At 57.6% G+C, this 20396-nt stretch carries 15 protein-coding genes; 4 read left to right on the top strand and 11 right to left on the bottom strand.

The genetic code is table 11. The annotated features are described in order from the left end of the window. Positions 1–37: 37 nt before the first annotated feature. The 4 genes from ACN0SO_RS25915 to ACN0SO_RS25900 are packed head-to-tail and all read right to left on the bottom strand — an operon-like array spanning position 38 to position 3791. Complete coding sequence (locus tag ACN0SO_RS25915) at positions 38–946, bottom strand: hypothetical protein (RefSeq protein WP_417682587.1); 909 nt, start codon at positions 944–946, stop codon at positions 38–40. A 9-nt stretch (positions 947–955) separates the two neighbouring features. Further along, the gene (locus tag ACN0SO_RS25910) at positions 956–1642 is read right to left on the bottom strand and encodes an acetyltransferase (RefSeq protein ID WP_417682585.1); all 687 of its coding nucleotides are present in this window, start codon (positions 1640–1642) and stop codon (positions 956–958) included. Further along, complete coding sequence (gene pseI / locus ACN0SO_RS25905; protein ID WP_417682679.1) at positions 1639–2691, bottom strand: pseudaminic acid synthase; 1053 nt, start codon at positions 2689–2691, stop codon at positions 1639–1641. Before pseI ends, ACN0SO_RS25910 begins: the two co-directional genes overlap by 4 nt. 47 nt (positions 2692–2738) lie before the next feature. Then, entirely contained in the window at positions 2739–3791 is a 1053-nt protein-coding gene (locus ACN0SO_RS25900) for a PseG/SpsG family protein (RefSeq protein ID WP_417682583.1), read from the bottom strand. A 138-nt stretch (positions 3792–3929) separates the two neighbouring features. On the opposite strand from ACN0SO_RS25900, the gene ACN0SO_RS25895 reads away from it, so the two are divergent. Next, a complete protein-coding gene (locus ACN0SO_RS25895; RefSeq protein WP_417682581.1) occupies positions 3930–4961 on the top strand; it encodes a putative sugar O-methyltransferase in 1032 nt (343 codons plus the stop codon). Positions 4962–5005: 44 nt separating this feature from the next. Here ACN0SO_RS25895 and ACN0SO_RS25890 read toward each other — a convergent pair whose 3' ends face one another. After that, entirely contained in the window at positions 5006–5923 is a 918-nt protein-coding gene (locus tag ACN0SO_RS25890; protein WP_417682579.1) for a class I SAM-dependent methyltransferase, read from the bottom strand. A gap of 68 nt (positions 5924–5991) precedes the next feature. Further along, positions 5992–7188, bottom strand: coding sequence for a UDP-4-amino-4,6-dideoxy-N-acetyl-beta-L-altrosamine transaminase (gene pseC, locus ACN0SO_RS25885; protein WP_417682577.1), 1197 nt, complete (start codon positions 7186–7188; stop codon positions 5992–5994). Between the two features lie 574 nt (positions 7189–7762). On the opposite strand from pseC, the gene ACN0SO_RS25880 reads away from it, so the two are divergent. After that, positions 7763–8152 carry a response regulator gene (locus tag ACN0SO_RS25880; protein WP_417682575.1) on the top strand — a complete coding sequence of 130 codons (390 nt, stop codon included), beginning with the start codon at positions 7763–7765 and terminating at the stop codon, positions 8150–8152. Positions 8153–8374: 222 nt separating this feature from the next. Further along, positions 8375–10696 carry a PAS domain S-box protein gene (locus ACN0SO_RS25875; RefSeq protein ID WP_417682573.1) on the top strand — a complete coding sequence of 774 codons (2322 nt, stop codon included), beginning with the start codon at positions 8375–8377 and terminating at the stop codon, positions 10694–10696. A 125-nt stretch (positions 10697–10821) separates the two neighbouring features. On the opposite strand, the gene ACN0SO_RS25870 is transcribed toward ACN0SO_RS25875, so the two are convergent. From ACN0SO_RS25870 to ACN0SO_RS25850, 5 genes are all read right to left on the bottom strand, one after another. Further along, a complete protein-coding gene (locus tag ACN0SO_RS25870) occupies positions 10822–11109 on the bottom strand; it encodes an Hpt domain-containing protein (protein WP_417682571.1) in 288 nt (95 codons plus the stop codon). Next, positions 11099–12274, bottom strand: a complete 1176-nt coding sequence (locus tag ACN0SO_RS25865) for an HlyD family secretion protein (protein WP_417682569.1) — start codon at positions 12272–12274, stop codon at positions 11099–11101. Before ACN0SO_RS25865 ends, ACN0SO_RS25870 begins: the two co-directional genes overlap by 11 nt. Positions 12275–12276: 2 nt before the next feature. Then, entirely contained in the window at positions 12277–13539 is a 1263-nt protein-coding gene (locus tag ACN0SO_RS25860) for a glycosyltransferase (protein WP_417682567.1), read from the bottom strand. Beyond that, a complete protein-coding gene (locus ACN0SO_RS25855; RefSeq protein WP_417682565.1) occupies positions 13536–15929 on the bottom strand; it encodes a response regulator in 2394 nt (797 codons plus the stop codon). Before ACN0SO_RS25855 ends, ACN0SO_RS25860 begins: the two co-directional genes overlap by 4 nt. A 599-nt stretch (positions 15930–16528) precedes the next feature. Further along, on the bottom strand, positions 16529–18118 hold the full coding sequence (locus ACN0SO_RS25850) for an adenylate/guanylate cyclase domain-containing protein (protein WP_417682563.1): 1590 nt from the start codon (positions 18116–18118) through the stop codon (positions 16529–16531). Between the two features lie 612 nt (positions 18119–18730). On the opposite strand from ACN0SO_RS25850, the gene ACN0SO_RS25845 reads away from it, so the two are divergent. Next, positions 18731–20251: a caspase family protein gene (locus ACN0SO_RS25845; protein ID WP_417682561.1), complete on the top strand. Its 1521-nt coding sequence runs from the start codon at positions 18731–18733 to the stop codon at positions 20249–20251. Positions 20252–20396: the final 145 nt, after the last annotated feature.

The following is a 20396-nucleotide window of genomic DNA, read 5'->3' as shown; positions in this document are numbered from 1 at the left end:
GGCTGTTTGGTCGGCAGGCCGGCTCGCGCTCACGCGTTCAGTCCTCCACGGCCAGACAGATGCCGTTCAAACCATAGCCGTTGCCGTTGTAATACATGATCTGGCGGCCTTCGTGTTCCAGCACCACCGGGTAGCAGATCATCTCCTCATCCGGACCGCCCGGGGTCGGCTTCAGATGGACCCCGCCCGGATCGCGTGTCCAGGTCACACCGTCTTCGGACTCCGCATAGTGCGGCAAGTAATGGTCGCCCTTGGACGAAAACCACATGCGGTAGATACCGTCCTTATTGGTGACATAGGGGCGTGCCAGGGCATTCTCGCCCTCGGCAAAATCGATCGCCACCGTCCCTTCGCGAAGCCAGTCCTTCCCGTCCCGCGATGTTGCCGTCTGGATGTTGTAGCGCGGCAGATCCTTGTGAACCCATTCCACGCCGGCCACGTAATACATCCGGTAGCCGGCTTCCTCGCGAATGACCCAGGGCGCGGTGTTGATGAACGGATTGGCGCGGCAACGTTCGATGACCGGCGCTTCGGACCAGCGTTTGCAGGCACCGGCCTCATCCATCAGGGCGAGACCGCCGAACAGATCCATCCGGGTCGTCCCGCCCGGCTTGAAGCCGATGTAATAAAGATAATTGTCGCCATCTTCCTGGCGGATGTAACAGGACGGCAGGACGCCGTTGTCGTCAAAGGTGCCCAGACGACCCGGCAGCAGAACCGGGTCGGCGCTGTAGTCCAGGACCCTGTCCGGCTCTTTCAGGTCGATAACGGCGTAGCCCGTGTGCGACTGGTTTTGATCGTTCCGGCCACCGAAGAAGATTTTGTAGACGCTGCCTTCGACCTGCACAGGTGTCGGCAGCATAGCATGCGTGCGCATCCACCAGATGTTCTCATCCGGCTCGATGACCAATCCCATCTTCCGCCATTTCGGCTGCGCGAAATGCATCACCACGCCTCACAATTTGAAGTAGGATTTCCGGATTTTCTGCCCCTTGGGATCGTCCGGCCCCAATATCGTTGTTGGAGCGCCGATGGCAACGGACTCGCTCGCCATATCCCGGGTCACGGAAGCGTCCATGGTGATGAAGCAATCGTCACCGATGGTCAGAAAATCCCGGATGGTCGCATTTACCCCAAAGAAACAGCGTTCTCCGATCCGGCTGTGACCGGAGAAGACGACGTGGGAGGCGACATAGGTGTGATCGCCGATCCGGCAGCCGTGGCCCAGATGGTTGCCGGACCAGAGCATGACGTTGTTGCCGATCGTAACTGTCGGCTGGATGGTCTGGTTTTCCAGGATAAAGCAGTTGTCGCCGATGCTCAGGTCCGGCCATGTCACGGATTTGCTGCAGACATAAGAGGCAAGCCTGTATCCCGCCTGTTTCGCCTGATGATATTTCGCCTCGCGCAGCTGGTTGAGCTTCATGTAAGACAGCGCGACATGCATCTCATGGTCTGAGGGCGGATACGCTTCCGCAACCTTGCTGAACGGAACGACGGGCAGCCCTTCGAACGTATCGCCGTCGACATAATCGTCGTCGACGGTGAAGGCTTTGACGTCGTAGTCGCTGTCATGGTCGAAATAGAACTTTGCCAGCGAAGCGATCTCGGCCGTTCCAAAAATGACAAGAGGCTTGCTCATGCGGGTTTCCTCCTCTTTCCAACCATGGACGGCAGCACCGGTTCGTGTCTGGCGATGTCCTTCGGGGCTATCGCACCATAAATTTCTTTATAAGACATGGTCGAAACCGCGCCGGAATCGGAAGGCCCGCGGATGCTTTTAATGTTGTCCTCGCTGAAAACATCTCCGGCCCTGATGTCCCGGACCGTCCAGAACTGGCGGGTATAGATACCCTTCGTCTTCAGATCGGTCGTACCGCCATACTTCACCTCGCCCAGGATGACCGGGTCGTAGCGGGCGGCTTTCGGATTTTGCCAGGCAGCCTTCGTTTCGCGGCACAGGGTTTTCAGCTCATCCGGCTCCAGAGAAAAGGAGGAGTCCGGCCCGCCATCGTGACGATCCAGCGTGATGTGCTTTTCGATGACGCTGGCCCCGTGAACGACGGCCGCGACAGAGGCCTCGATACCCAGGGTGTGATCGGACAGGCCGACGACAACATCGAAACGCTGCGCGATGTCTTCCATCGTCCGAAGATTGGTATCTTCCAACGGCGCGGGATAGGCGCTGACGCAGTGCAGAACGACAATATCCCTCGCCCCCTCGCCGCGCATGAAATCCAATGTATTGGTCAGATCCTGAAGCGTTGCCACCCCGGCTGACAGGATGATCGGTTTGCCGGTCCGGACAATCTCCGCAACCAGCGGCCAATCATGCAGCTCGTTTGACGCCAGCTTGTAGGCCGGGGTTCCCAGGTCTTCCAGCAATCCGACGGCGGCCTTGTCGAAGGGGGCGCTGAAAATCGTGATGCCGTGTTCTTCCGCCCGGGCAAACAGGTCTTTGTGCCAGTCCCACGGTGTATGGGCTTCCCGGTAGAGGTCGTAAAGACGGCGGCCGTTCCACGTGCTTGCCGGCGCGTTCAAGACGAATTCGGGACGGTCGCAGTCCAGCACGAGCGAGTCGGCCGTATAGGTTTGCAGTTTGACCGCATCCGCGCCGCTCTCGGCAGCAATCTCGATCAGTTTCAGCGCGCGGTTGATGTCGCCGTTATGATTGCCGGAGAGTTCGGCAATGATGTAGGGCGGGTTGCCGGAGCCGATTTTGCGTCCGCGAATTTCGATTATCCTGGCACCAGTTCTTTCTTCAGGGCCTCTAACAGCCGATCCATCCCTTTTCCGTCGATCGCCTTCTGTCCGGTACGGGAAAGCGCCCGGCGTTCGGCCTGATCTCCGGCCAGCGCCTCGATCTCCCTGCTCCAATCGGCGCCGTTCAGTGTGTCGCAAAGGCCAATATACCGGCCGATACCCGCCTGCACAAACGCTTCGCTCGGCGCGACATGGGCAGGATACAGGGCGCAGAACAGGGTGGGGGCGCCACAGGCGACACTTTCATACCGGCTGAGGCCGGAGGAGGTAACGACCAGATCCGCCCAACGGTAATGCGGGATCATGTCGGTGACGCCCTCCCGCAGGTCGAACTGCCCGGGATACTTCTGAGCGAGGTCTCTGATGGCGGTCCTGTGCGTCTCCGAAAAATAGGGCCCGATCATCAACCGGAACTGGTCGTCCATAGGCCGTTCGGCGAGCGCCTGCATGACGGTTTGTGTCAACCCTTGCGGATCGCTGCCCCCGAAACTCACCAGAATACGCTGCGCGGTTCCTGCGATTTTCCTGGTCGGACTGTTTTGATAGGCCGCCGGCAGGATGGCAAAAGCACCGCCTGCAATGTGTTTCGTCCCGGGTCGGTCGAAAGCCGCGACGCCGACATAGGGCTGGATCAGGACATCCGGCAGACACGCACTGTCCGGCTTGAAGACGGCATCCTCAAAGGCACCATCGATATAAAAGACCTTGATCCCCTTCGCCCGCAGGGTCGCGACATAGGCGTGAACGGCATTCGGACCGGCGACGTTGTCCGCATCCGACAGGTCGGCCAGAACCTGGCGGCAGGTATCGGGATAGTCCGACACTTCATCGACGTAGGACTTCCCGTCCGAGATGGCGACATGGGCGAGGCCACTCTGCCGGATCAGTTCCTGGGCCGGCCGATCACCGGCAGGGCACAGGAAAACGGCGTCCTCCCCACTGTCACGCAAGGCCGCAGCCAATTTGAGACAACGGCTCAAGTGACCGAAACCCTGCTTTTCCGACGCCTGTGTACGGATATAAATCATTGGCTAACTTCGATCAGCGGCCCAGAGGAGTGCAAGAGAACATAACTTTCGAGGTAGTATAATCCAAACGGAACCACGTATTGCCGGCGTGTCTGGACAAAAGCCGCCGAGAGAAAACGGCGAAAGGGAAAACCCGAAATGAGCAATCCTGATTTACTGGATCGAAGCCGCCGATCGGGTCCGCTTTACGCTCCAACGCCGTTTTGGGCCGAAGGCACCCGACGGCTCGCAGAGGATATTGACGCCAACGGGATTGAGAATTTCCGAAACAAGGGGGCTCCGCTCAGCTTTTTCGTTCCGACCTACGGCTATCCGGGCAACAGCCTGAACGACAAGCAGATCGCCGCCCTGCGTGCAGCCGCCCACCCGGCAACCGCGAAACAATTGGCTATCGTCGATAACTGGCTCACCGGCCACGATCAGGCGCGAGCGGACTATCGTGTTTTCGCCGCTGCTGCTCCGCAATGCGCGCCGCATCTGATGGAATTTTCCGAATCCGCTGCAGGCAATCCGCGCGAACATTTCAGTTTTAACGGACGGCAATACAGCCGCTCAGCTCTGAACTATCTGATCGCTCTGACCTTTCTGGCCCAATTCGCAGATCTGGAGCGGTGCCATACTTTTCTGGAAATCGGAGGAGGATTTGGCACCCTCGGCGAAATCCTGACCAAGACCCGTGAACCGGGCACCTACCGGTTCATCGATGTCGATATTCCGCCGACCTGTGAATTCGCCGATTATTATCTCGGAGAGGCCTGCAGGGCGACGGAACGGATGACCTCCACTGAGGCGAGCGGAACGGACCACCATCCGATCGGCAATCTGCCGCCGCTGACAGTCCTGCCGAACTGGCAGATCGAGGCTCTCAGCGGTCAGATCGACGTCTTCGTGAACTTCTTTTCCTTCCAGGAAATGGAGCCGGAGGTTGTCGCGAATTATCTCGGGCATGTGGATCGGTTGGAGCCTAAATGGATCCTGTTGCGCAACATGCGCGAAGGCAAACAACAGCGAACCGATGACAATCCCGTGGGTGTCGCCACCCCCATCAGGGGGGCGTTTTACGCGGAGCAGCTGCCCAACTATGTCCTGCGCGCCACAGACGCCGATATCTTCGGATCCACCACGGCCGACGGGTTCCACTCCGACCTGTCGGTGTTCGAGCGCGTTTAAAACACCCGGCGCTCCGGAGGACGCTGAAAGATTGTTTCCTCGCCTCAACCAAGATGGGATGCGAGGATCCCGTTATCGGACTTCAGGATGGGGATGCCCTTCAGCTCGGGAAAGGCGAGACCGGTTTCCTTCGAATACCAGAAGCCGTCTGTTTTCATCAGCTCGAACGCCGTTCCCGGAACCGTCAAGGCGGCGCGACCACCATAAGCCTCAGAAAGCCGGGTAGGATGCATAGCCGGCTCGATCACGTAGCAGGCGGTCGGGTTCAGCGGATTGGCAACAGCCGAGACAGGAACCACATCGAGCAGCCTGCCGCCAAGCGCCGCCACGGTTCCTTCGATATCCTTGATGTATCCCAACCGATCCATCCTCTTCTTGCCTTCGTCGGAATTCAGCTCATAGGACGGTTCGAACAAAACCAGCTTCTCCTTGCAGACCCGGAACAATTCCTTCAGCAGTCCCGAAAGGCTCCCGCCATTCGGTTCCAGGGCATGGTTGGATGTCACGATGTCGATGCACTTGTCGGCAAGTGGGATGGCTTTCATGTCCGCCACGAACGGCGTGATGAGGGAAGCGTTCTCTTTCAATATGGATTGAGAAAAGCCCAGCCCCTTGTAGAGGCGCGACCAGCTGATATCGAATGCGAATGCATGTCCGATCTTGATGTCCAAACAGGCCAGCAGAAGACTGAGCGTGGTCAGCTCCCCGGTCCCAACGTCCAGCAGCGTCTTCCCGTCTTCGATATGCGGCGCCAGGAGCCCGGCAAGTTCACCGGCATAGGCCTTGGCCTGACCCATATTCGCATAAACACCTTCAATGTAGCTTCCGGCTTGAAGGTCATATGCGATCTCGATGATCTCGCTGGTGTTGACCGGGCTGTTTATCTCTTTCCGCAGGAATTCCGTCACATTGCCGCCGGCGGCATAAACGGACTTCGCCTTGCTGACATTCAGATATTTCATCGAATGCTTTCCGCTTAAAAAGGAACCGTCAGGTCAACCCGGAGCTCAGTCAGGTCACGCCGACAGCGTCAGCCTAAAACGTCGGAGAGCACCGAACAAACGGTGCTTACGTCGTCCGCGGTCATGTCCGCGTAAAACGGCAGGGACAGACACCTTGCATAATATCGGGATGCGCCGGGCAGGTCCGGCGTGGCGGAGCTTTTCCGATAATACGGCTGGCAATGGATCGGGATGTAATGGACCTGGCTGCCGATGCCTTGGTCCCGCAGGCGCAACATCACCTCGCGCCGCGTGAGGCCGACACTCTCGAAGTCGATCAGCGCCACCATCAGATGCAATACGGCGTCCGCGTTTTGGGCGGAGGAAACCAGCCTTGCACTATTCCCGAATACGCCGCTCTGACGCCGGTAACGCTCGGCCAGCTGCCTGCGCCTTTCGGCGAATTCCGGCAGTTTGCGCAACTGGGACCGACCAAGGGCCGCCTGGATATCGGTCAGGCGATAGTTATATCCGATGGCCTGCTGTTCGTAGAACCAGGGGTTCGGCTCCCCGTCGACCGGATCGAAGGCCAACGCCTTTTCCATCCAGTCCTCCGGCGAGCGTATCAGGCCGTGATTGCGCGCCCTTGAAAGCCGCTCCGCCGCACCCCGGTCACGGGTCGTGATCATGCCCCCCTCTCCGGTCGTGATCGTCTTCACCGGATGGAAGGAGAAGACCGCGAAGTCCGACAGCGCGCAGTCACCGACAATTCCCTGTCTGCCGGGCTCGATGTCATATCGGGTTCCAAGCGAATGGCAGGCGTCCTCGATCAGCGCGACACCCGCATCTTTCGTCACGCTGGAAATCCGGGCCAGGTCGACAGCGGCCCCGGTCATATGCACCACGAATACGGCCTTGAGCCTGCTGCGATCGGCCCGGGCTATCGCCTCGCGGACTGTCCCTGCGGTTGCCAGTCCGCTGTCCGGATCCACGTCGCAAAAGATCACGTCCGCACCGCAGTATCTTGCGCAATTGGCAGTCGCGACGAATGAGATCGTCGGAACGATCACCTGATCGCCGGGTTCAAGACCTAGCGCCAGACACGCCAGGTGCAAGGCCGCCGTCCCGCTGGAACAGGCAATGGCATGGGGCGCCCCGACATACTCGGCAAATGCGGCCTCGAACGCAGGCACCTCCGGCCCGGTCGTCAGAAAGTCGCTATGCAGGACCCGAACCACTGCGGCGATATCTTCCTCGTCAACTGACTGCCGGGCATAGGGAAGCAATGTTTTTCTCCGCACGCGCCCTCAACCGGGGCCAAACCTTCACTGTTTCATACCAGGGGTCATCTGACCCGGGCTACTGTCAGCCATTTGTTCTTCAATATCCGTTTACACCGCATCGTGTCCCTCTTAGCGGATTAGGTTCAATCGACATTCAGCATTTGGAGCATTCTGCCAATCGTCCCACAAAGCGATCCGCGCGGGACATCGGGTCCAGCAGGTACGGTTCGCCTGCATACGGGATCTCTTGATGGCCTGTGCCCCGTCTTGGCAAACACGTCATGGATTGGTTCCCCGGAACCGGCAATTCAACACAACCGCTCCATCCAGCAAAATCGATTTACGGATCAGATTACAGAGAAATCGACATTCAACTCGAAACGGACCCTTATTACGTAAATTTCACCACCATAAAGTCAGATAAACAGGAAAATTATTACACCCATGCCACGTTCTTCTAGTGTTTCTCCTACCAGATTCAGAAGACTTAAACGAGTAACGGCCAAAATGCGGTAATGGGGCCGCTCGCGAATTCACCCGTCGGTCGGCCCGGGCGTCGTCTTGAAAGAGGTGCAGATTGCCGGAACTCAAAAAGATCCTGTACGCCGATGACGAACCGGATATTCGCGACATCGTCGCATTGACACTCAGTTCGTTGGGCGGGTTCGATGTCAAAGCCTGCGAAAACGGGGCGGACGCTATTGCCGCTGCGGGCACTTTCAAGCCGGACCTCATCCTTCTGGATGTCATGATGCCCGGATTGACGGGTCCGGAGAGTTTATCCGTGTTGCGCGGCGAGGAAGCGACGGCAATGACACCGGCGATCTTCATAACCGCAAAGGCGCGTCCGGAAGAAGTCGAAGAACTGATTCAGCACACAAGAACGGGCATCATCACCAAACCGTTCGATCCGATGCGCCTGCCGGACGAAGTGAAGAGTATCTGGGCTCGTTTGTCATCCGAGTAGGCACGGTCTTTCACAGCACAAGCCGGCATACGAAAACGCTGACCCGTTCGCAGTCCGATCGCTGACGGCGGACCGACAGCAACGTTGCGATCACATCGAAAATACTCGAATAAAATGCTGCAAACCAAAGAAAAAATTTCAGAATAATTAGTATATATTTGATCTATAATTAGAAGTCTGAGGAAAAATGCCCAAATGAGCATAAAGTCACAGGACTAAATCATGGTCAGAATTGACAATAGAAATCTCGATCGCGATCTATTGGAGATATTGACAGCATTACATCAAGATTCACTCAGGGATATTACAAACGACGAGCAATCGTTTAAGCGTTTTGACGATACCCTTGAGAAAATCCGCAGGGTTGCAGGAAGCCGCTGCGCAATCCTGGCCGAAGCCATTCACAATAATATCGGCGAAAAAGCAGGCTGCGAACTCGCAGGCCACGCCGGTTTCGATTCCAGGGAAACCGCGTTTGTCTACCTTACACAAACGCTGGAAAAAGCTGCGCAGAACGTATCCGCTGACAAGGTCGGCCATTGCGATCATATTTTGTCAGATTACGAAGATGTATACGTCCTGGAACACCAGGGCGACGTTCTCGGTTTGTTAAGGCTGGACGGTCTGGCTGCAGCGGATTGGAAACGCCTCGCTCCGGTCACCGAGGCTTTCACCACTGCATTTGCTTCGCGAGCGCGCCGGCGCGAACTTTACGAACAGTTGGACGTTTTCAAGGAGGCCTTCGAAGCCACCGCGGAAGGCTACGTCATCTACGACCCGGAGGACCGGCTTTACTACTGCAATACCGCCTACAAGAACCTCTACGACAAGTCGCGGCACCTGATGAAAATCGGTGCCAGGTTCGAGGACATCCTCAGACATGGTCTCGAACAGGGCCAATATCTTGAAGCGGGTGACACGCCGGAGGAGCACGAGTTCTGGCTTCAGGCCCGCCTTATGGTCCACCGACGCCCGACCCATTCCGTTATCCAGCGCATCGATAACGATCGTTGGCTAAAGATCGAGGAACGCAAGACCGAACGCGGCTATACGGTCGGCGTGCGGGCGGACGTTACCGAAATCAAACAGAACGAGGAAGCGCTGCGCAAAAGCGAAATGGAAGCGTCGCGTCTTGCCCTTGTCGCGAGCAAGACGAACAACTCCGTAATTATCACCAATGAAAAAGGCACCGTGGAGTGGGTCAACGACGCTTTCACCCGGATAACCGGCTATACGAGCGACGAGATCATCGGTAAAAAGCCGGGCGAGTTACTGCAGGGGCCGGGAACCGATCCCGACGCGATCTCCTATATGCGATCCTCCCTCGCCGCCGCTCACCCCTTCAAGCAGACCATCTTCAACTATGACAAGTCCGGCAAACCGTTCTGGAACCAGATCGAGGTGCAGCCGATCTTCGACGATGAAGGCCACCTTACGAATTTTATCGTAATCGAGCAGGATGTTACACGTGAAAAGACATCGGAACTGGCCCTTAAGCGAAGCGAGTTGAAGTTTCGATATGTAGTCGACATGGCACCGGTCGGGATTCTGCAGACGGCGACGGACGGTCGTTTCGTGGATTGCAACGAAACCTTCCAGAAACTCAGCTTTTCAATGAAAAACGAACTGATCAGCCAGGATTTCCATCAAATCTTTGCAAAAATGCCGGCTGCCGAGCGTGAGGACTACCTCAAGCATGTCGAGGAAGAAGGCCATGCCGGCCCGGTCGAAGTGAGCTTGAAATCAGGTGTGCGGGAGAGCTCCGTTGTCATCAACTCCCTGATCGTCAACATTCCGGGCAGCATGCCGATCGTCTGGACAATTCTTCAGGACATAACGGAGCGAAAGCGCATCGAGCGCCTGAAGAGTGAATTCATCTCGGTCGTAAGCCATGAACTGCGGACGCCGATCACGGCAATGATCGGCTCGATCGGCCTCCTGGAAGGCGGCGTCTTCGGAACCCTTTCAGAAAAACAGACGGCAATGCTGAAGCTCGCGAGCAGCAATGCCGCGCGGCTTAAAACCATGGTCGACGACATTCTCGACAGCGAGAAAATAGAAACCGGCAACCTGATACTGGAGCCCGAAGAATTCGATCTCATCGAACTGCTCAGCAAGACCGTTGAAGAATTCCGCCCCTACTGTGCGGACCGGGAAATTTCCGTTGAATTCTCGACCGCTGTACCGGAAGCCAGAACCGTGGCGGATCGCGGCAGAATTGAGCAGATTATTTTGAATCTGCTCTCAAATGCGGCCAAATTCTCTGCAGACAACAGTGCGGTCACGGTCGCTCTGGATGAATCGGAGGGCAATTTCAGACTGACGATCTCAGACGAAGGAGCCGGTATTCCGTCCGAGGCATTGCCACATCTCTTCGACCGTTTCTATCAGGTTGACGGTTCAGACAAGCGTTCCAGACAGGGCACCGGCCTGGGCTTGAGCATCTGTCAGGCGATCGCCAAAGCCCATGGCGCCGAAATCGAGGTCGAAAGCGAAGTTGGCTGCGGCTCGACGTTCCGGTTCAATCTGCCGCGGGCAGCATAATCCGCGCCGGCTCGTGGAGAAACGATCAGCACCTGTGTCCGGTATCGTACATCGATTTTCGCAACGTCACCGGGCGGAGCAGGCAAACGTTTCAAAACCTGAATGGTTATGATGCGGACGCAGCTTTAGAGCTTGCGACCGTATAGCGTGGAATCTTCCGGGTTCGTGCCGTCGATCAAGGCGCGAAGCATGCAAAGGTTCCGGCTTTGCTCGCCTTCATAGGCGGAACCGGAACCAGGATCGGCGGGCCATTCCCTCAACTTGCTTTCGAAGTCCGCAACGGCCGTGTTCACGGCCGAAAAACCGATAGTTCCGCTGCTTCCTTTCAGCTTGTGGAGGACGGCCATCGCCTCGGCACTGGGCGCACAACCGACAGCCCGGTCCTTATAGAGCGTCTGAAACTCATCGAACATCTGCTTGATCGTTTCGCAGTGCCGTTTGACCAACATGTTCAGGTCTTGCGAAAACATCGCCGGTCCCTCCTGCACTAGAGCCGGTAGTAACCTCGCGGGGGTCCGGCCGGGACCCGACGATGGTCCGGATTTCCCGCCAGGCTTTGCCGGCCAGTTGGGTAATTCCCCGCAAGGTTTCCCTCTTCCGGGAAATGCGGATCTTTGTGTTCGTGGGCACCAACTGCGGATCGGATATGACGATCCGGGCCAGTTGGGTTCGTTCGACAGGCTTGAAGGTGTTCTGGAACTCGCTCGGGAGCTTGTCCGAAACGGGCAGGATCTCGTCGATTTTTCCATCCAGCACAAGTTGTCCGGAATCCAGGAGAACGTCTTCACCGACAGCAACAGGAAACAAATGCCTCGAAGGCAGGTAAGCCAGAACGTATTTATCGCCGGTATAAAGGGAGAGGATCTTTTCACCCGTGAGGAAGATCTCGCCGCGTGCAGGAATCTTGCTGTCTAAGATACCGGTAACCGGCGCCTTGATAATCCCGTCACCATACAATTCGCTCAGGGTGGCCAGAGCCGTTTCCGCGCTTTCCAGAGCAGGCTGCAGCGCCTTCTCGGCCCTTTGATCGCTGCTCAATTGGGCCCGCAGACGAATGGCTGCCTCCTCTGCCGAATGATTTTCTATGAGAACATCCAGAAGACGATCCGACGAAGCGAGCCCCTTTCCCTTCAACCCATCCAGAACGGCACGCAGTTCGCGGGAATTTTTCACCCGTGCATCCGCAATTGGCAAAAGGTCCTGGGCAACATCGATCTCCTGCTTCTTCTCAAGAACCTGCTGCTTGAGTTCCGCCACGCGCAATTTCAGTTCGGCCAGGCGTTCCGCGATCTCAATCGAGGTAAAGACGGCCAGGGTTTCACCCTGCCGGACAGACTGGCCTATCCGCAGCGGCACCTTGTCCAGACGACCGACATACCCCGCTTCAATGTCGACCCGATCCTGAACGACAACACCGTTCGCCCGGAAAAGCAGAAAATCACCCCAGACGTAATCCAGAACGGCGACAAGGAACACAAACAGAAATGCCAGATAAATCCAGCGGCTGTAACTACGACCCTGAGCGCGCCTGTCATTGACATGCGCGTCTGTGCGAGCCCGCTTCTTCAGTCTCCTCATGCCTATCTCCCCCTCACGTCATGAACCTTTTGGGGCACGTAGCTATCCTTGTAGGAACTGTCGAAAATCCATTCGTCCAAATAGGCCGCGAGCCGGATGATGCGCATGAAGAACCCGTTGTAGAAGCTATAGGCAACCGTGTAGGGCAGCAGCGCAAAGCAATTGATGTAGGGGGTCGACGCCGCAGCGAGCAGAAAAATGAAAAGATCGAGCAGCATCAGCGACAGCTTGATGGCAAGCAGAAGAACAAAGGCGAAGCTACCGTATTCCAGGAACATCCAAAGCACGTAGAACGGCATGATAGCCGCACCGAAAACGTTGAAGACCAGGAACTCGAGCTGGTGAAGCGCCTCTGAAATCCTGAACCGCGGATCGAAAGGATTGAGCTCGAAACGGTATTTCCGGAAACGCAGGCGAACGGCATCGCGCTCCCAGCGGAACCTTTGCCTGATCAACCCCGTCACGGTGTCGGGCACATCCGTGTAACAGATTGAATCCGGGCGAAAACCGATCTTCCAGCCATAATTCCGCAGTCTTAAAGTGGCATCGAGGTCCTCGCCGCCACCGGCATCATTGCCGCCAATTTGCTCAAGGGCCGTCCGTCGAAAAGCGGAATACCCGCCCGAACTGCAGGTCACCTGGTCAAATACGAGCGCACTCTGTTTGCCGAGAGAAATCGTGATCAGATATTCGATCGCCTGCGCCGTCGCAATCAGGCTTGCGCGCGCATTGCGAACCTGGATGTTGCCGGCCACGCTTCCCACCTTCGGGTCCTCGAAAGGTTCGACGATCCGCCGGATCGCATCCCGGTCAAGCGAACAGTCGCAATCGATATTCACAATGATGTCGCCGGTCGCCAGTCTCTGGCAGATGTTGAAGCCGGCGGACTTTCCGCCGCGAAGATCGGTCCACTGCGCCTTGTCGATTTCGCCCTTCGCCAACAGATTGCGCAGGACTTCCGTCGTGCGATCTGTCGAACCGTCGCTGAAGGCGATGATCTCGTCAGGTGGCCGCGACTGCTCCTTCAAGGAGGTCACACACAAGGGGAAGGCTTTTTCCTCGTTGTGGCCGGCAATGATCACGCTGACTTTGAACCGTGTTGCGGCTTCGAGCGTCCTTTGCCTGGGCCGTTCGAACAGGGCGGCGACCAGGAACAGTAAAATATAGCGCGGCACTTCGAAGATGATGACCATCCCGAACAGGAGCACCATGCTGTTGGTGCTGTGTGCGGTTATATACGCAAGGCTTTCCGAAATCGGGTTCATCCGAAAAGCTCCGTCGGCCCGAAGACGGTCATCCTCGGGGTCAAATCGATCTTCAGTCCGGACTGGGCGATCTCGATATAGGAGTCCAGATTTGCCCGCGCGCTCTCCGGGGGCAGCCGGTTCAACAGAAGATAGTCGTAGTCCGTCCCCTGATGGGTCAGCGCGCTTTCGCCGAAATAATTGTGGAGGTTCTCGATCAACTGTGCCCGCGATTTCTCCACCAGCCTTGCCCCGTGATCTGCGGTCGCCGCGCGCCGGTTGGGATAACCAACGGTCATCAGGCAGAACGGGCGGGAAGTCTCGGTGAAGTTCCGGGCGGATTTGTTCAGCGCGATAACCAGTTCAAGAGCCAGTTCGCCGAACTTGAGGTTCTTTTGAGCTCCTCCGATAACAATCGGCCCTTCCTCAACGAAGGCGATCCCCTTGTCGGTGAGCGTGTATTCGAACACGTCCTTTGTATCGATGAGTTCGCCATCCATGTGCTGGCCGCAGTCGAGGCATTTGAAGCCAACCGCTGCTTCACTCGCCGAAGCACCGCACGCGATGCAATTGATGATCGTCCCCGGTTTGTCGTAGTCGACACCGAAATGGCGAAGTTCGCGGGAGCATTTCGGACAGACAAGATCCGAACCCTGCTGGAAATCCTCAACGGGCGCCTGATAGGCGCATTTGAAATGATGGATCAGCGTCGTTTCGGCGAGATGGGGCGAATGGCAATCGAAGCACTCTTCCCGTACATTCAGCCGGACGGACCGGCACCCTTTGCAAACGTGGAACCGGTCGAAGAACCTCCGCGAAACAAGCCCGAGTTCGGTCAGTTCGGAAATACAGGAAAGGACCTCGTCATCCTCCAGGGACGTGTTGTACGAAAAACCCAGAGGTGTTTTGGCGTCGTATTCGGGAACCAGTTTCCGCTTGCGGACATACATGCTCGCCGCAAGCTTTTCCGCAAGGACCTTGCTTTGACGGACCTCGAGATTGACCGAGGAGCGGGCTTCCGCAAACTCCTGAAGAGCCGTTTCGGTCATTCGTTTGACCACACCGCGCGGAATCGAAGGGACGGAGATATCCGCTTTGGCTCCGAGATGACCGGTCTCGTCGATGACCGGTAAAAGACTGAGGTCACCCAGACCCCACAGATGGTGCAGGTCGCTGGCGGTCGCAGGCTCTGAAATCACGACCGCATCGTAGTCATTGCCCGCCGCCATATACTGCCGTGCCGATACGGAGAAGCCGGCCGGTCCGATATCTTCCGGCCACCTCAGCGAGCGTACCGGCAGGTCATCGCCGCCCGGAAGGCCGGGGCGGGTCCGGTTCAGCTCGACTTCGGCCTGCCGGTCTGGCGGATTGCGCTGCGGCGGCTTTGCCGCGGCGCTGTCGGCGGCCGTGGCGTCATTCCTCCGAAGCGGAGATTCGGCGCTCTGCGCGGCGTATTCCTCGATATAATTCAGCACCTCATCGAAATCGAACGGCTTGGCAAAGATCTTGGAAAATCCGCTACCAAGACCTTCGTCGGCGAGCAGCGCCGCCGGATCCGCGGTCATGGCCGCAAAAACCGGCAGGCGCCGGTCGGTAATCTCCTTATGACTGCGCGTGACCACCTGGCCGCCGGTCAGGCCGGGCATGTGATAATCCATCAGCGCAAGCGTATAGTTTCGCTCCTTCAGGAGCTTGAGCGCTTCGGTCCCGTCATGAGCTATGTCGACGTCATATCCCTTGGACGACAGCAGCAGCTGAAGAATGTCCTGCGTAACCGGAGAATCTTCGGCAATAAGAACGCGCTTTTCGTGCTTGCCGACCGAAGCGGACCCTGCCCGCTCGGGCTGCACAGGTCCATCAGGCGTTTCAGGCATTTCCTTGGCATCGACCTCACAGCCTGCCTCTCTGCCGCCGGGCACCGCACGTTCGGCTTGCGGCATCATCTGAACCGTATTTTCCCCAGGGCCTTCATCGACCTCTCTTGAGCCTTGGTCCGAGCCCGATGCTGCAGACGGAGCTTGAATGCCCGCGTCGGCGGCTGAAGCCTCCCGCGACTGAACGGATTCGATGAAAGTCAGAACGTCGTCGAAATCAAAGGGTTTGGCAAAAACCTTTGCAAACTTTTCCGATTGTTCCGGGTTCGCATGGATCGCTTCAGGATCGGCGGTCATCGCGACGAACACCGGAAGCGGTTGCCCGGCTGCGCTGTCGGTGAATTGATTGACCACTTCGAACCCGGTCAGTCTGGGCATGTGGTAGTCGAGCAGAGCAAGATCGAAGTGCTCCGACTCCAAACATTTCAGCGCCTCAGCGCCATCCCTGGCGATATGCGCTTCATGCCCTTTGCCGGTCAGAAGCAATTTGAGGATGTCCTGTGTAACCGGCGAATCCTCGGCAATAAGAACCTTCATCGTGCCAGTACGATTATGCGGCTCCGATTTTGCGACTGACGCTCCCATGATGTCGATCACTCTGCCCCCACCGTCTACCCTAAAGGAAATAAAACAGCTTCAAGGACTAATAATTAAATAACTTGAACGAATATTTCAAAATATTCAGAAATTATTTATTGATAATTTTTACAATGGAAGGAGATATCGCACAAATTACTATTAATTATTTATTTCAACATCAATAAAAGTCGAAATCGAGCATAGTGATCCATAGCCAGCATGTCCGGTTTTATTGCGTGCCCCCGGACGCCACGCGCGTGAGTTCCATGACATCATCAGCCATTTCGACCTGAGCATATGGGGAACCATTCCGGGAAAAACCGTGCCGCGCCGGCGTTTATCTGGCAATATTTTTGAGGCGATGCTCAACAGGGGCGGACCCGATCCATCCTCAGGTCGATGGCCTGTCAACGGTAAGGCAGGCGAGATGGTCCGCCTGCCGATATCAAGCCCGAACCGCCCGTAGCCCGGCTGCCGGGAGCGACCAAGCGGCAGGCCGCGACCGGGACGCCATCGGCGGTCTCCGGAAAAGACCGGACCAACGCGAAAAATCTCTATTAAGCGCTCCTAATCGCGGCCGGGCTCTCGCCTCTGTCCCGCAACACCCACACTTCCACGGACTCGGCGCGCCCTTTCACCTTTGCGGCCCCGATGTTCTCGAAGTCGGCAAGCAGCGTATCCGCCTTTTCGCCCATCTCGTCTCGGACGGCGTCGACAATGTCCTGGCTGACGACGATGGCCGCGTCATACTCCCGGGAGAGGGATTCCAGGCGCGCGGCGGTGTTGACCGTGTCGCCGATCACCGTGAAGGACAGGTTGCGTTCGCTGCCGACATTGCCGGCCACGACGTCGCCCACATGCAGTCCGATGCTGATCCTGTAGTCCTGTTCGCCGGCATCCTTCCGCTGTCTTGAAAGCTGACGGGTCCGTTCCAGCATGCCCCGGGCGCAGCGGACGGCGGAGGCGACGTCGACCTCGCTGGTATCCGGTAGGCCAAAGGCGGCCATGACGCCATCGCCCAGATACTTGTCGACTACGCCCTTGTTGTCGAAGATCTCGCCTTCCATGGCGGTATCGAACTCGCGCAGCATCGCGATCGTCTCTTCCGGCGTCTGGCGTTCCGACAGGGTGGTGAAACCGACGATGTCGGCAAACATGACGACGGCGCGCTGCGCACGGGTCTCGTCGAAGGCGCCGCGCTGCGCGAGCAGATCCTCCACGATGCGGGGCGAGAAATACCGCTTCAGGCGCGCCCGGCCGAGTTCCGCCTCGACGGCCCGCTCATGGTCCAGCCGGCGCTGCGATGTCATCGCGCTGCTTGCCTGGGCGAGCACCGTGAGCGCCAGGAGATTGGCATAGACCGTAATCGTGTCGGATGTGGTTGCCGGTATCGGCGTGCCGCCCAGCCCGAACGTGTGGCACGAGACGACGATCAGGCCCACGGCGGCCGTCGCGATTGTCGTGAAGGACAGGCTGAAGCGCAGGGCCGCCCACGCAAGGAGCAGGAAGTAGGCCGGCGTCATGTCGTTGATCCCGTGGCGCAGCCAGTCTTTGCCGAAGATCGTCACACCGACCGTGGATGCCGCGGCGAAAAGCACCCACAAGAGCATCTCGCTGCGGTTCTGCGCATCCGAATGCGCGGGAGGATTTTGCGCGGTAAGGCGCTCGATCGGCACGCATAGGGCAAGCCCCAGCGAGACCGGCGAAAAGCTGTCGCTGATGTAGTTCGAGACAAACAGAAGCAGCCATCCGCCATCGGCGCTCGCGACCCCGCCGGCCACAAGGACCGGCACACCCAGGATCGTGGTCAATGCCGGCATAACGACCCCGACGATGGCGTACCAGGCAACGACTGCGCGAACCGGATGGGAAAGCAACCGGTCGAAGCCGAAGCGGTGGAGCGCCACCGCCGCGACCCAGGTGGCCCCGCTGTAAATGACCGCATAAAGCAGGGAATACCCGGAAGGCATGCCGAAGAAAAAGGCAAAGGCGCCGAACACCACCACGCCCCAGGCCAACGCGACCGACGGACCGAAATAGACCGTCCCGGCGATCGCGATTGCCAGCGGAAACGCGGCCAGGGTGATCGCTCCTTCGGCGATAAGAAACAGCGTCATCAGCCAGGTGGCGAGTGCGATCACCGCCACCGAAGCCGGAAAAATCAGAAGAAACCGAATGAACGGCGAAGGAATTCGCGTTCGCAGCCAATCCGGTTCAGGCCACAACATTGAGAAAAATATCGATGACATGAACCATTCATACCCGAGTCGCACTGTAATAGTCGCACAGTAATAAGAGATCTGCGTGAGGACTTCCCGGCCTTCTGAAACCCACGGGAACCCGACAATGGCCCTCGCCTTGCGCGCTCCCCGGCGGTAATTCGCGCCGATGAGGAAAGTCTCGGCAACGTGATCGGTTGTGAAACCGCAAACTCATTGCAATTATGGGCTGCGTCGCCATCTCACGTTCAAGGCGAAGCCGGAAGGTACCAAATCCCGGAAATTTGCTCATTGCCTTTGACAAGTCCACAAAAGTGGCCGCTGTTCCGGTTCGGCGCACTTTCATGTGGCAAGAGTGTGCGAACGGCGCATTCCGCCGGAAGATTTCACACTGCGAATTTGTTGAGTAAAGTGTAAGTAGTGTGTTAAAATTCATCCGAATTTGTCTGTAGCCTTTAAACGACAAAAAAACCCTTTTTCCTTAAGTATCTGCCGAAACACGAACAATTTTATTTAGTACATGATTATCAGGAGGACGAGATGTTCCGTAAGTTATTGGTAGGCTTTTCGATTCTGCTGGTCAGTTCCGCGCCGGCTCTTGCCAAGCGCGTAGCCCTCGTGATCGGCAACAGCGAATATGCCAATACGGTGGTGCTGCCCAATCCTGTGAACGATGCCACCGCGATGGCGACCAAATTGCGCAATCTCGGATTTGACGTGGTCGCCGGTTATGACCTGGACCTGAGGAACATGCGCAAGACCGTGGGTCAGTTCGCACGCTCCGCAAAAGGTGCGGATATCGCGCTGTTGTTCTATGCCGGTCACGGCATGCAGATCGGCGGTCAGAATTATCTGGTTCCGATCGATGCCCGCTTGCAGGACGAAACCGACCTCGATTTCGAAACGATGCCGATGGATTTCATCCTCCGGCAGATGACGAATGATGTGAAGGTCCAGCTGGTCTTTCTCGATGCATGCCGGGATAACCCGCTGGCACGCTCGCTTGCCCGCCGGATGAGCCCGTCGCGGTCCGCAACCGTCGGACAGGGGCTTGCGGAAATAAAGCTGATCGAAACCGGTGGTTCCGGTTCGGTAATCGCGTTTTCAACCAGCCCCGGCGATGTCGCGCTCGATGGCGATGGGCAGAACTCCCCGTTCACCAACGCCTTGCTCAAACATATCGACGAACCCAACGCCTCCATCCAGACGGTCATGACCCGCGTGACGGGAGACGTATTCAATGAAACCAACCGGCGGCAACGCCCTTGGGTCAACGCCTCCCTGATCGGCGAGGTTTTCCTGAACAAGACCGCAAACCAGCAGGTGGCGTCGCTGGAACAGGGAACCGCGGATACGCAATCTAACGCCTCGACGGCTGCCGTCGCGCCGTCAGTACCCGCGAACGCCGCGTTGGCCTGGGAACGCGAAAAGGCGGTTTGGGATGCAGCCGAAGGCACCGGCTCGAAAGCCGCCTATGAAGCCTATCTGCGCGCTTACCCGACGGGTACGTTTTCCGAAATCGCGCGTGAGAAAATCACGACAATTACCCGCTCCGCGGAGAAAACCCAGAACGTCGCATCCGCTTCCTCAAACGATGGCCCGCAGATCACGACTGAGGACCTCCGGTTGCCGGGAACAGAAGCCACCGAAGCGCAGCTGGGCTGGGGCCGGAGCGTGCGGCGGGAGGTTCAGGCCAGGTTGAACCTGGCCGGCTTTAACACCGGGCATCCGGACGGCGTCCATGGCCCCAAGACCCGCCAGGCCGTGACCGCATGGCAAACCGCCAACAAATTCGTTCCGACGGGCTACTTCACCGCCCCGCAGTACCGGCTTCTGACCAGCCAGACCCAGGTGCAGTATGTGGCATGGCTCGAGGAGGAACAGCGGCGCATTGCCGAGCGGCGAAAAGTCGTCAGCAGAAGCTCGGCGCCTCAGAACAACCCGCCGAGAAACAGAAATACGAACCAGAACACGAACAACAATAACAACGGCGGCGGACAGGTTCCGGCTGCGCTCATCGGCGGCGTCATCGGCGGCATTATCGGCGGTGCGATCCGGTAACAGAGATATCTCGTCGAATTCCGTTGCGGAAATCGGAAAGAAGCAAGGGCCGGATATTTCATCCGGCCCTCAGACTGCTGACAAACCCGTCGATTTCGGCGGGTTTGTTATTTTGGATTAGGTTTTGTGGCGATTGTCGGCGTTT

This window comes from Roseibium sp. (assembly GCF_048260565.1).
Classification (GTDB): Bacteria; Pseudomonadota; Alphaproteobacteria; order Rhizobiales; family Stappiaceae; genus Roseibium.
The sequence above is the reverse complement of the archived record's forward strand: the minus strand, read 5'-3'. Positions and strand labels throughout refer to the sequence as shown.